This window comes from Salmonella sp. 32120201201600049SM, assembly GCF_017572835.1.
Lineage (GTDB): Bacteria > Pseudomonadota > Gammaproteobacteria > Enterobacterales > Enterobacteriaceae > Salmonella > Salmonella enterica.
In genome coordinates this window covers 771,211-783,730 of sequence record NZ_JAGESA010000001.1, presented here as the reverse complement: position 1 = coordinate 783,730, position 12,520 = coordinate 771,211, and the positions used below count along the sequence as shown (strand labels likewise).

Below are 12,520 nucleotides of genomic sequence, written 5' to 3'. Positions count from 1 at the left end.
GGTTAAGCCGGCGTTTTTTTTGGCGCGAACCAAAGAGAACACGATTTGAATTACCAAATGATTGAAACGGACGATGCGCTGGCGAGCCTGTGTGAGGCTGTCCGCGCATGTCCGGCTATTGCTTTAGATACGGAATTTGTCCGTACCCGCACCTATTACCCGCAGTTAGGATTGATCCAGTTATTTGACGGGGCAAATGTCGCCCTGATCGATCCGCTCGGCATCAGCGACTGGTCGCCGTTAAAAGCGGTGTTGCGCGATACGGGAATCACCAAATTTCTGCACGCGGGTAGCGAAGATCTGGAAGTATTTCTGAATGCGTTTGGCGAACTGCCGGAGCCCCTGATTGATACGCAAATTCTGGCGGCGTTTTGCGGGCGTCCGCTGTCGTGGGGGTTTGCGGCGATGGTAGAAGAGTATACGGGCGTGGCGCTGGATAAAAGCGAGTCTCGTACCGACTGGTTAGCCCGGCCTTTAAGCGAACGTCAGTGTGAATACGCGGCGGCGGATGTCTGGTATCTGTTACCGATCGCCAAAAAGCTGATGATTGAAACTGAAGCCGCAGGATGGCTGCCTGCCGCGCTTGATGAATGCCGATTGATGCAGCAGCGTCGTCAGGAGATTCAGGCGCCGGAAGAAGCATGGCGGGATATCACTAATGCCTGGCAACTGCGTACCCGCCAGTTAGCCTGTCTGCAACTTTTAGCTGACTGGCGGCTGCGTAAGGCGCGTGAGCGCGATATGGCGGTGAACTTTGTTGTGCGTGAAGAAAACCTGTGGGCGGTCGCGCGTTATATGCCGGGCAGTCTCGGTGAGCTGGATAGCCTGGGGCTTTCCGGCAGCGAGATTCGTTTTCACGGCAAGACGTTGATATCGCTGGTGGCGAAAGCACAGGCATTACCGGAAGAGGCATTGCCGGAACCCCTGTTGAATCTGATGGACATGCCGGGCTATCGCAAAGCGTTTAAGGCCATCAAAGCGCTGGTGGCGGAGGTGAGCGCGTCGCATCACGTCAGCGGCGAGCTACTGGCATCGCGTCGGCAGATTAATCAGTTGCTTAACTGGCACTGGAAATTAAAACCGCAAAATGGGCAACCGGAATTGATTTCCGGCTGGCGCGCCGAACTGATGGCGGAGAAGTTAACTCTTCTGTTGCAGGAGTACCCGCGTTAACGGCGGTAATTGCCGGGAAAACGGCCAGTGAAATAAATGTCCGTATCCGGAATAATGTAAAAAAATAAAAAAGGCAGATTCTTCTGCCTTTTTTAATCCAGGAATTTTCCCATAAAAGAGCTTATTTTGACTCTTCGGCTTCCGGCAACGTTACGTTAAGTTCAAGGATGGAGATATCACCATCTTTTTGCTCAAGCTGGACGGTAACCATTTCCGGATCGATTTGTACGTATTTACAAATGACCTCAAGAATATCTTTACGTAACTGCGGTAAATAATGCGGTTCGGCATCGCTACGGCGACGTTCCGCGACAATGATTTGCAACCGCTCTTTTGCAATATTAGCGGTACTCTTTTTCCGCGAGAGAAAAAAATCCAGTAATGCCATAATTTATCCTCCGAACAGGCGTTTGAGGAAACCTTTCTTCTCTTCTTCAATGAAGCGGAAAGGACGTTCTTCTCCCAACAGACGATCTACGGTATCTGCATAGGCTTTACCCGCATCCGCAGTGGCGTCAAGAATCACCGGTTCGCCCTGGTTCGATGCGCGCAGTACGGATTGATCTTCCGGGATCACACCGACGAGTTTAATACGCAGAATCTCCAGTACATCTTCCATGCTGAGCATGTCGCCTTTATTGACGCGGCCTGGATTGTAGCGCGTCAACAGGAGATGTTCTTTAATCGGTTCTTCGCCATTTTCTGCGCGACGAGATTTCGATGCCAGAATACCCAGAATACGGTCCGAGTCACGGACAGAAGAGACTTCCGGGTTGGTCGTGATGATCGCTTCATCGGCAAAATAGAGCGCCATCAGCGCCCCGGTTTCGATACCCGCCGGCGAGTCGCAAACGATGAACTCAAAGTCCATCGCTTTCAGTGAGTCCAGTACCTTAGCGACGCCTTCGCGCGTTAGCGCGTCTTTATCCCGGGTCTGCGACGCCGGAAGAATGAAGAGATTTTCAGTACGCTTATCTTTGATCAGCGCCTGATTCAGTGTCGCATCGCCCTGAATGACGTTTACAAAATCGTAAACGACACGACGTTCGCACCCCATAATCAGATCGAGGTTACGCAGTCCGATATCAAAATCAATGACGACAGTTTTCTTTCCCTTCTGGGCCAAACCTGTAGCGATGGCCGCGCTGGAGGTGGTCTTGCCAACGCCCCCTTTACCCGAAGTAACAACAATAATGCGTGCCATAAAAATTCCTTGTTAAAAAGGGATCAATTCAACGGTTGAACTGTCAAAGCGTTGTCTGCTAAACGCAGGCGCGCCGCTTTGCCATAAAATTCTGCCGGGATTTTATCACTCAGCCAGTAAACACCTGCGATAGAGACCAGTTCTGCCGTCAGATGGGTACAAAAAATTTGCGCTTCCCGATCGCCGCTCGCTCCTGCCAGCGCGCGACCTCTCATCATGCCATAGACATGGATATTGCCGTCAGCGATAAGCTCTGCGCCAGCGCTGACGTGACTTGTAACAATCAGATCACATTGTGGAGCATAAATGCGCTGACCGGAACGAACCGGAACATCAATTAATCGCGTTTTTGTGATGGGATTAGCGTTTTGCGGCGGTTCGCTGGGCGTTGCCGGCTCAACGGGCGCAGGCCGAACCGCTTTCTCTTTACCTTCAGTCAGTAAAGGAAGACCCATCCGATCGATTTCTACTTTCAGGCTGGCGTCTTTACAGCCGCTCACGCCGATAATGCGTAAGCCGGTTGAGGTCACGATCTTATGCAGTTCCGGCCAGTTTACCGGGCTTTCAAGACCGCTAACGTTAATAACGACAGGGGCGTGTTTTAAAAACGCAGGAGCCTGCGCTATTTTGTCTTCTAACGCCTGACGAATAACCTCTGGTTCCGCTTCATGCAAATGAACCACTGATAAGGTGAAGCTACTGCCTTTAAGCTCGATTGGCGTGTTTGACATCCTGGCCTTACTCAATTTGCTATTTATCATCTCCGATACGGAGTGATATTCCGAAGTCCAGAAGGCATGTTATAGTCAGTATTATATTGAGGCAAGTCACCATCCCGTTAATTCAGAGTAAAAGTATGTTTTGTGTGATCTATAGAAGTAGCAAGCGCGATCAAACCTATTTGTATGTCGAAAAAAAAGACGATTTTTCGCGGGTGCCTGAAGCGTTGATGAAAGGATTCGGTCAGCCGCAGTTAGCGATGATGCTGCCGCTTGATGGACGTAAAAAATTAGTCAATGCCGAGCTCGAAAAAGTAAAACAGGCGTTAAGCGAGCAGGGCTATTATTTACAATTGCCGCCGCCGCCGGAAGATTTGCTGAAACAACATCTTTCTTCGGTGGGACAAAATACGTCGCCCGCTGACCGTTAAACGGTATTCGGCGCCGCGCCTGAATTCCATCATGATCTTAGGGGAAAATATGTATCAACATCGTAACTGGCAAGGTGCCTTGCTTGATTACCCGGTAAGTAAAGTGGTCTGCGTGGGCAGTAATTACGCAAATCACATCAAGGAGATGGGCAGTGCGACGCCGGAAGAACCCGTGCTTTTTATCAAGCCGGAAACCGCATTGTGTGATATTCGCCAGCCGCTGGCGATTCCGGCGGATATGGGCGCTGTTCATCATGAAGTTGAACTTGCCGTGCTGATTGGCGCAACGCTCCGCCAGGCGACCGAAGATCATGTACGTAAAGCGATAGCCGGTTATGGCGTGGCGCTTGATTTAACCCTGCGCGATATTCAAGGGAAAATGAAAAAGGCCGGGCAGCCCTGGGAAAAAGCCAAAGGTTTTGATAACGCATGTCCGATTTCAGGCTTCTTCCCTGTCGCGGCCTTCTGCGGCGATCCGCAAAATACGGTTATCGGACTTAACGTTAATGGCGAGGTTCGCCAGCAAGGGTCGACCGCGGATATGATTCATCCTATTGTGCCCCTTATCGCCTATATGAGCCGCTATTTTACGCTCAAAGCCGGGGACGTGGTGCTAACCGGCACGCCGGCAGGCGTGGGGCCATTATTAAGCGGCGATGAGCTGGACATTCGTTTTAATGGCGAAACGTTGTCTACCCGCGTTCTGTAAAATCTGCTTGCCGCCTTCAGCGGCGGTAAAACTTGCATCTGCAGGCCAGACTGGTTATAAGGTGCAGCTTTAGTGCAATGGCGGATACTTTAATGAGCGATACACCTTTCTGGCAACGTAAAACCCTGGATGAAATGACCGATGCCGAGTGGGAGTCGCTGTGCGATGGCTGCGGTCAATGCTGCCTGCATAAGCTGATGGATGAAGATACAGATGAAATCTACTTCACCAACGTGGCGTGCAGGCAATTAAATATCAAAACGTGCCAGTGCCGTCATTATGAACGCCGTTTTGAATTTGAACCCGACTGTATCAAACTCACTCGCGAAAACTTGCCAGACTTTGAATGGTTGCCGATGACCTGCGCCTACCGTTTGTTGGCGGAAGGTAAGCCCTTGCCGACGTGGCATCCGCTGCTGACTGGATCGAAAGCCGCTATGCATGGCGAGCGAATTTCTGTCCGTCATATCGCGGTTAAAGAATCTGAAGTACGGGACTGGCAGGATCATATTTTAAATAAACCGTCGTGGGCAGAATAAGTCTTCGGCAAAACGGCTGATTGTTTACAATTCTTTAATTTACGCCGGGCGACCCCTGAAATCAGGAATTGCGTGCAAATTCCGTCACCTGGCGTTATCACTGCCTTCTACTCCTCCCTGACGCGCCTTGTCGCTGCGCTCGCGCACGTATGGTGGCGACTCTATACTTTCAAAGCAGTATATCGCTGCCTATCCTGAGGAGTTACCCCATGAATAACCAACCGTTGCGCGTTTCAAAGGATCAGCCCAGGAAGCCTGATAAGACACCCGAAGACGAAGGAAAAAATCCAAAGAAAAACCAAAAGTAGTGCTGTAGGGTATCTTTAATAACTATGGTTCGTTGGAGGCTTTATGTCTGAACGTCCTGATTTAGTCGATCCATTACCAGAGGATGAGCCGCTTCCTGGTGAAAATATTCCGGATACGCCAGAGGGAGACGATCCTCTCGACCCGGATACCCAGAATGAGGTTGAAGATCCTCGTAGATAGCGACTTGTGCTATTAACCAACCGCCTGATGCAGCTCCTGTGCCAGGCGGTTTTTTTGCATCTTTCAAAGTGAAACATCCTGATAACTCTCAGAAAGATAGCCTATAATTTTTTGTACGTTAAAATAGTAGCGCGTCCATGACGACACTGTCTTATTGCGCTTAGCCGTTTGCGAGTTCAAAGGAGGAAATCAATGAACAGCGAAGAGTTGACACATAAAGCAGAAGAGGAAATCGCGGCACTCATTAGCAAAAAGGTTGCCGAACTACGGAAGAAAACCGGGCAAGAGGTTTCCGAAATAGAGTTCGTGCCGCGAGAAACGATGAAAGGGCTTGAGGGATACCACGTTAAAATTAAACTACTCTAGCGTTTAATTAGCGCCATTAATCACCTGGCTACTGGGCGGGACGCCGCCCAGTGGTGACTGGTTTACCGATGTCAGGCTTTTTTCTGTTGATACATTTCCTCGCCCTGATGGTCTTCCTCTACCCAAAAATGAATGTTGAACCGCGCATCATCGCTCAGCTCTACCCGATGCCAGTATTGCGGCGGACTGGTGGCGAATTGCCCGGCATTAATCACCACTTTCACTTCTGGTTCTGTCGCGGTTTCATTCGCAAAACCATAGTAGGTCACGGTGCCTTCCATCACGCAGAGTTGTCCGAAAACGCCTGCCGCTGTGTTGTGATGAGAGAGCAGTGCCGCCGGAACATTCTCTTTGGTGAAAAAGGGGGTAGAGCGTTTAACTTTCCAGTTTGCCGGGATGCGTAAGTGGGACATAAGACATCTCCCTGATGTGGTGATTAAAAGGTGTATTTAATATACACCTTTTAATCACTGGCAAACAACGCTTCGGGCAAAAAAAACGCTCACGAAGGAGCGTGTGTATCAACGACCGAACAGGTCGCGTTTTTTAGGCTTAAATGCCTGGGCTATGACGACGGCTATCGCCACCACAAGGTAAGCGGCAAAGATCCCCAACAGCCATTGCGGCATCTCCAGCGTTAAAAACGACCACTGGCGCTCGGCGCAATCACCGGATGCCACAAACACCTGCGGTAGCCATTTACCCAACGGTAACCAGTCTGGAAAGCGCGCCATAAAGTCACAGGTCATGAACGGCGAGGGATGCAACTGAATCATCGTATGTTCATACGCCAGTTGTAGACCCCGCCAGGCGCTGTAAATCCAGATAACCATTGCCACGTATCGCAGCGGCGTTTTCGGCGCTATTGCGCCGACCAGACCCGCGCCCATCACGCCAAACAGGGCGCAACGTTCGTAAATACATAGCACGCAAGGTTTAAGTAACATGACGTGCTGGAACCACAGCGCCACCATTTCCAGCGCCAGGGCGGTAAACGCCATCAGTAACCATGCGCCCCGACCCCGTGAGCACTGGTTTAAAAATCGCAACATAATAATTTCCCTGCAACATGCGTAGAGACCGCAGTGTAAACCAATTCAATTCGTGCGCCACTAGCGGGAAATGAAATAATGTGTAATTGGATAATTATCAGGCAAAAATCGGAGCCGGGCGGTGTATTGCCCGGCCAAACGTTACGAAAGCGTTGCTAACCATCCTGCCTGAGTCATCCATTCGGTGGCCGGCGCAAGAGTGAATTCGACGCACAGTAGCCCTATCAGGGTCAGTACGATAGTGTACGGTAACGCCATCCAGACCATACGGCCATAGGAGAGACGGATTAACGGCGCCAGCGCGGAGGTCAGCAGGAATAAGAATGCCGCCTGACCATTTGGCGTCGCTACCGATGGCAGGTTAGTACCGGTATTGATGGCCACAGCTAACAGCTCAAACTGTTTTAAGCTGATAGCGCCGTTTTCCATTGCCGCCTTCGCTTCGTTGATATAAATGGTGCCGACAAAGACGTTATCTGAGATGGAAGACAACAGGCCGTTAAAGAGATAGAACAGCGTTAGCTGCGCGTGTTCAGAGGCTTGCAAGACGAACTGAATAATCGGCGCGAAAAGATGTTGATCGATAATAACCGCCACAATGGAGAAGAAAACGGTTAACAGCGCAGTAAACGGCAGCGACTCGGTAAACGCTTTGCCGATGGCGTGTTCATCGGTGACACCCGTTAACGCGGTGGCCAGAATAATGACCGACAGACCAATCAGTCCCACCTCCGCGAGATGGAGGGCGAGGGCGGTAACCAGCCAGACGCCAATAACCGCCTGGACTATTAGTTTAATTTTATCCTGGCGGGTGCGCTTCTTACGGCTTTGATCGTCGAATTGCTGCAAGACGTCGCGGACTTTTTCGGGCAACGTTTCGCCATAGCCAAACCAGCGCATTTTCTCGACCAGCATACAGGTTAACAGTCCACATACCAGTACCGGGACGGTGACAGGCGACATCCGCAAAAAGAAGTCGCCGAAATGCCAGCCAGCCGCTTTAGCGATGATCAGGTTTTGCGGCTCCCCGACCATGGTCATGACGCCGCCCAGCGCCGTCCCCACGCCCGCATGCATCATCAGGCTACGTAAGAATCCGCGGAATTGCTCCAGCACCGTTTTGTAATGCGGATCGATATGGCTGTCGTCCAGCATATCGTTCTCTTCGCCGCGCGATGAGGCCACACGATGGTAAATCCCGTAAAAACCGACGGCGACGCTGATCACCACCGCAACGACGGTAAGCGCGTCAAGGAAAGCCGACAAGAACGCGGCGGCGACGCAAAAGGCCAGCGACAGAACCATCTTCGAGCGGATACTGAGTAACAGACGGGTAAAAATAAACAGCAATAACTGCTTCATAAAGTAGATGCCTGCCACCATAAACATCAGCAGCAGCAAGACTTCCAGGTTGGCGGCAACCTCTTCACGTACATGGGCGGCGCTGGTCATACCGATGATGACGGCTTCAATGGCCAGTAACCCGCCGGGCAGCAGGGGGTAACACTTTAACGCCATCGCCAGAGTGAAGATAAACTCTGCCACCAGCAGCCAACCGGCAACAAAGGGATTAGCTAAGAAAATGAATGGGTTAACAATTAAAAAGACAAGTAGTGCCAGTTTGTACCAGTCGGGCGACTGGCCTAAAAAGTTGCGCCACATGGCGCGACCCCATGAGATCTCCATGAAATTTTTCCTTACCTAGAAAAATGAAATAGCGTTTTTATGTTTAAACACAGAGAGTAGCGAGCGCGACGAATGCAAGCAAGTCCTTAACGATATTGGCAGGCGATATCAGAAATGGTGCCTTGATCCCCTTTTTCTTCATTGCGTCCGCTATCAGGTGTTACGCCCGTCTGGTATGATGAGTACAACTATGTTTTGCTGTGTAATGGAAATCTCACTATGGTCATTAAGGCGCAGAGCCCGGCGGGTTTCGCGGAAGAGTATATTATTGAAAGTATCTGGAATAACCGCTTTCCTCCTGGCACGATCTTACCGGCAGAACGAGAACTCTCCGAACTGATCGGCGTGACGCGCACGACATTACGCGAGGTGTTACAGCGGCTGGCGCGAGATGGCTGGCTGACCATTCAGCATGGCAAACCGACAAAGGTTAATAATTTTTGGGAAACGTCAGGGCTGAATATCCTTGAAACGCTGGCCCGCCTTGATCATGAAAGCGTTCCGCAACTGATCGACAATTTGTTGTCGGTGCGTACCAATATTTCTACTATCTTTATTCGTACCGCATTGCGTCAACACCCGGATAAGGCGCAGGAAGTGCTGGCCACTGCCCACGAAGTGGCCGACCATGCCGATGCATTCGCCGATCTGGACTATAACATCTTTCGTGGTCTGGCATTCGCCTCCGGCAATCCTATTTACGGCTTGATCCTGAACGGCATGAAAGGGTTATACACCCGCATTGGTCGCCACTATTTCGCCAATCCGGAAGCGCGCAGTCTGGCACTGGGTTTCTATCATAAATTATCGTCGTTATGCGAGCAGGGCGCGCACGACCAGGTGTATGAAACGGTGCGGCGTTATGGGCATGACAGCGGCGAGATTTGGCATCGGATGCAGAAAAATCTGCCCGGCGATTTAGCGATTCAGGGACGATAATCCCGCGATGCCCGGTAGACGCAAACACTACCGGGCAGCATCTCGATTACAGCGTGTTCATGCGCGGCGGACAACGTTCCAGCAGTTCTACGCTGCCATCCTCATTTTGTTGCTCCAGCATCACATCAAAGCCCCATAACCGATGCACATGTTTCAGCACCTCTTTGCGGCCTTTATCCAGCGGCGCGCGGTTATGCGGGATATAACGCAACGTCAGCGATCTGTCGCCGCGTAAATCCACATTCCAGACCTGAATATTCGGCTCCAGGTTGCTCAGGTTATACTGTGACGACAGTTTTGATCGAATCTCCCGATAACCTTCTTCGTTATGAATGGCGGAGATCTCCAGATAATTATGCCTGTCATCATCAAGTACCGTGAAGAAACGGAAATCACGCATCACTTTTGGCGACAGGAACTGGCTGATAAAGCTTTCATCTTTAAAATCGCGCATGGCGAAGTGCAGCGTTTCCAGCCAGTCGGAACCGGCAATATCCGGAAACCAGTATTTATCTTCATCCGTGGGCGACTGACAAATACGTTTGATATCCTGGAACATGGCAAAGCCGAGCGCATAGGGGTTAATTCCGCTATACCAGGGGCTATTATAGGGCGGCTGAAATACGACATTGGTATGGCTGTGTAAAAACTCCAGCATAAAGCGTTCCGTCACTTTGCCTTCATCATACAGATGGTTCAGGATGGTGTAGTGCCAGAAGGTCGCCCAGCCCTCGTTCATGACCTGCGTCTGTTTCTGCGGATAAAAATACTGGCTGACTTTACGCACGATGCGCAGAATTTCGCGCTGCCACGGCTCGAGCAACGGGGCGTTTTTCTCCATAAAATAGAGCAGGTTTTCCTGCGGTTCAGCGGGAAAGCGGCGTGCTTCGGTGACAGTTTTTTCTTCCTCGCGTTTTGGCAGCGTGCGCCACAGCATATTCACCTGGCTTTGTAGATACTCTTCCCGGCTTTTTTGTCGCGCTTTCTCTTCCTGCAACGAGATTTTCTGCGGGCGCTTATAGCGATCGACGCCGTAATTCATCAGCGCGTGGCAGGAGTCGAGCAGTTTTTCTACTTCATCCACTCCGTAGCGTTCTTCACAGCGGGTAATGTAATTTCGGGCGAAAATCAGGTAGTCGACGATAGAGCTGGCATCCGTCCAGCTCCGGAAGAGATAATTATTTTTAAAAAAGGAGTTGTGGCCGTAACAGGCGTGCGCCATGACCAGCGCTTGCATGGTGATGGTGTTCTCTTCCATCAGGTAGGCAATGCAGGGATTAGAGTTGATCACAATTTCATAAGCCAGTCCTTGTTGACCATGCTTATACAGACGTTCCGTCTCAATGAACTTTTTGCCAAACGACCAGTGCGGATAATTGATCGGCATCCCGACGCTGGAGTAGGCGTCCATCATCTGTTCGGAAGTGATGACTTCAATTTGGTGCGGGTAAGTATCCAGTTGGTAGAGCTTCGCCACGCGGTCTATCTCTGCCAGATAGACATCCAGCAGATCAAATGTCCAGTCGGGTCCATCGCTCAAACGTGTGGTGTCCTTGTTCATGGAATCAATCGTTGCCATTCGCGCACCCTCATTGTTGGCGACGCTCTCTGTATGGAGCGCCTCCTTTCAAGCATAGAACACCATGTTAAAAAACGACTTGATCGTGAAAACTTTTCTTTGCGATTTCCTCCACATTGAACGGCAAAAAATCGGGTATTGGCATCATTTTATGCTGTATAGCCATGCCGCGTAGCAGGAGATCCCAAACCAGTGGGATCGCTTGTCTTTAGGGTATATGTGAAGCACGTCACCATAAAAAAGTCATATGTTGAATAATATTTTCATCTGGGTTATCAAGATGTAATCAGAAGATTGTTCTTTTACTATTAACGGAGTGGCTATGCGAGTTGTCATCCTGGGGAGTGGCGTAGTTGGCGTGACCAGCGCCTGGTATTTGAGTCAGGCGGGGCATGATGTCACCGTCATCGATCGCGAATCCGGCCCGGCGCAAGAAACCAGCGCGGCGAATGCCGGACAAATTTCACCGGGATATGCGGCGCCCTGGGCGGCCCCTGGCGTACCGCTGAAGGCGATAAAATGGATGTTCCAGCGCCATGCGCCGCTGGCGGTGCGTCTGGATGGCACCCCGTTTCAACTGAAGTGGATGTGGCAAATGCTGCGTAACTGCGATACCCGGCATTATATGGAAAATAAAGGCCGCATGGTGCGCCTGGCGGAATATAGTCGCGACTGTCTGAAAACGCTACGCGCCGCGACCGGTATCGAATATGAAGGCCGCCAGGGGGGAACGCTACAACTCTTCCGCACCGCGCAACAGTATGAGAACGCCACCCGTGATATCGCCGTGCTGGAAGATGCCGGGGTGCCGTATCAGCTCCTGGAATCCAGCCGACTGGCGGAAGTTGAACCCGCTCTGGCTGAAGTTGCGCATAAATTAACCGGCGGACTGCGCTTACCGAATGATGAAACCGGGGACTGTCAGCTCTTTACCCAGCGTCTGGCGCGCATGGCGGAGCAGGCGGGCGTAACCTTTCGCTTTAATACTCCCGTGGAAAAATTACTGTACGAAAATGATCAGATTTACGGCGTGAAATGCGCCGATGAGATCATTAAAGCAGATGCGTATGTTATGGCGTTTGGATCGTATTCGACGGCGATGCTTAAAGGCATTGTTGATATCCCGGTGTATCCGCTGAAAGGCTATTCATTAACCATCCCAATCGTCGAGCCAGACGGCGCGCCGGTATCGACGATTCTTGATGAAACCTACAAAATCGCTATTACGCGTTTTGATAAGCGTATTCGCGTGGGGGGAATGGCGGAAATCGTGGGCTTTAATACCGACTTACTGCAACCGCGCCGCGAGACGCTGGAGATGGTTGTGCGCGATCTCTTTCCGCGCGGCGGTCATATTGAGCAGGCCACATTCTGGACCGGCCTGCGCCCCATGACGCCGGACGGCACGCCGGTAGTCGGACGTACCCGTTATAAAAATCTGTGGCTTAATACTGGACACGGCACGTTAGGCTGGACGATGGCCTGCGGTTCAGGCCAGTTGTTAAGCGATATCTTGTCGGGTCGTACGCCAGCGATACCCTACGACGATCTGAGCGTGGCGCGATACCGTTCCGATTTTACGCCCACCCGCCCGCAACGTTTGCATAGCGCGCATAACTGATAAAGGAAGTGAA

At 51.1% G+C, this 12,520-nt stretch carries 15 protein-coding genes; 8 read left to right on the top strand and 7 right to left on the bottom strand.

The window, feature by feature from the left end:
• Positions 1-45 precede the first annotated feature (45 nt).
• Entirely contained in the window at positions 46-1,173 is a 1,128-nt protein-coding gene (rnd, locus tag J4650_RS03890; protein WP_001109124.1) for a ribonuclease D, read from the top strand.
• A gap of 121 nt (positions 1,174-1,294) precedes the next feature.
• Here rnd and minE read toward each other — a convergent pair whose 3' ends face one another.
• From minE to minC, 3 genes are read right to left on the bottom strand one after another with little or no spacing between them, the layout of a single operon-like run.
• Entirely contained in the window at positions 1,295-1,561 is a 267-nt protein-coding gene (minE, locus tag J4650_RS03885; protein WP_001185666.1) for a cell division topological specificity factor MinE, read from the bottom strand.
• Positions 1,562-1,564: 3 nt separating this feature from the next.
• Positions 1,565-2,377: a septum site-determining protein MinD gene (gene minD, locus J4650_RS03880; protein ID WP_000101047.1), complete on the bottom strand. Its 813-nt coding sequence runs from the start codon at positions 2,375-2,377 to the stop codon at positions 1,565-1,567.
• A gap of 23 nt (positions 2,378-2,400) precedes the next feature.
• Entirely contained in the window at positions 2,401-3,108 is a 708-nt protein-coding gene (gene minC / locus J4650_RS03875) for a septum site-determining protein MinC (protein WP_000072527.1), read from the bottom strand.
• 125 nt (positions 3,109-3,233) lie between these two features.
• Here minC and J4650_RS03870 point away from each other — a divergent pair, with 125 nt between their 5' ends.
• From J4650_RS03870 to J4650_RS03850, 5 genes are all read left to right on the top strand, one after another.
• The gene (locus tag J4650_RS03870; protein ID WP_001525604.1) at positions 3,234-3,527 is read left to right on the top strand and encodes a YcgL domain-containing protein; all 294 of its coding nucleotides are present in this window, start codon (positions 3,234-3,236) and stop codon (positions 3,525-3,527) included.
• Positions 3,528-3,576: 49 nt separating this feature from the next.
• Positions 3,577-4,236, top strand: coding sequence for a fumarylacetoacetate hydrolase family protein (locus tag J4650_RS03865; RefSeq protein ID WP_124234947.1), 660 nt, complete (start codon positions 3,577-3,579; stop codon positions 4,234-4,236).
• Positions 4,237-4,328: 92 nt separating this feature from the next.
• The gene (locus J4650_RS03860) at positions 4,329-4,775 is read left to right on the top strand and encodes a YcgN family cysteine cluster protein (RefSeq protein WP_001285703.1); all 447 of its coding nucleotides are present in this window, start codon (positions 4,329-4,331) and stop codon (positions 4,773-4,775) included.
• Between the two features lie 351 nt (positions 4,776-5,126).
• Positions 5,127-5,264 (top strand): hypothetical protein, encoded by a 138-nt coding sequence (locus J4650_RS03855; protein WP_001519337.1) that lies wholly within the window; start codon positions 5,127-5,129, stop codon positions 5,262-5,264.
• A gap of 192 nt (positions 5,265-5,456) precedes the next feature.
• Positions 5,457-5,630 carry an addiction module toxin, GnsA/GnsB family gene (locus tag J4650_RS03850; RefSeq protein WP_001083583.1) on the top strand — a complete coding sequence of 58 codons (174 nt, stop codon included), beginning with the start codon at positions 5,457-5,459 and terminating at the stop codon, positions 5,628-5,630.
• Between the two features lie 71 nt (positions 5,631-5,701).
• Here J4650_RS03850 and J4650_RS03845 read toward each other — a convergent pair whose 3' ends face one another.
• The 3 genes from J4650_RS03845 to nhaB all read right to left on the bottom strand — a co-directional run bounded on the left by J4650_RS03845 (position 5,702) and on the right by nhaB (position 8,368).
• Positions 5,702-6,043, bottom strand: a complete 342-nt coding sequence (locus tag J4650_RS03845; RefSeq protein ID WP_000018967.1) for a DUF1971 domain-containing protein — start codon at positions 6,041-6,043, stop codon at positions 5,702-5,704.
• A gap of 108 nt (positions 6,044-6,151) precedes the next feature.
• Positions 6,152-6,682 (bottom strand): disulfide bond formation protein DsbB, encoded by a 531-nt coding sequence (gene dsbB, locus J4650_RS03840; protein ID WP_000943475.1) that lies wholly within the window; start codon positions 6,680-6,682, stop codon positions 6,152-6,154.
• A 141-nt stretch (positions 6,683-6,823) separates the two neighbouring features.
• On the bottom strand, positions 6,824-8,368 hold the full coding sequence (gene nhaB, locus J4650_RS03835; protein ID WP_000406446.1) for a Na(+)/H(+) antiporter NhaB: 1,545 nt from the start codon (positions 8,366-8,368) through the stop codon (positions 6,824-6,826).
• A 219-nt stretch (positions 8,369-8,587) separates the two neighbouring features.
• Between nhaB and fadR the strand changes: the two genes are divergently transcribed.
• Complete coding sequence (gene fadR, locus J4650_RS03830; protein ID WP_000234826.1) at positions 8,588-9,307, top strand: fatty acid metabolism transcriptional regulator FadR; 720 nt, start codon at positions 8,588-8,590, stop codon at positions 9,305-9,307.
• 46 nt (positions 9,308-9,353) lie between these two features.
• On the opposite strand, the gene J4650_RS03825 is transcribed toward fadR, so the two are convergent.
• Entirely contained in the window at positions 9,354-10,886 is a 1,533-nt protein-coding gene (locus J4650_RS03825; RefSeq protein ID WP_020839290.1) for a SpoVR family protein, read from the bottom strand.
• Positions 10,887-11,208: 322 nt separating this feature from the next.
• On the opposite strand from J4650_RS03825, the gene J4650_RS03820 reads away from it, so the two are divergent.
• Positions 11,209-12,507: a D-amino acid dehydrogenase gene (locus tag J4650_RS03820; protein WP_001266938.1), complete on the top strand. Its 1,299-nt coding sequence runs from the start codon at positions 11,209-11,211 to the stop codon at positions 12,505-12,507.
• Positions 12,508-12,520: the final 13 nt, after the last annotated feature.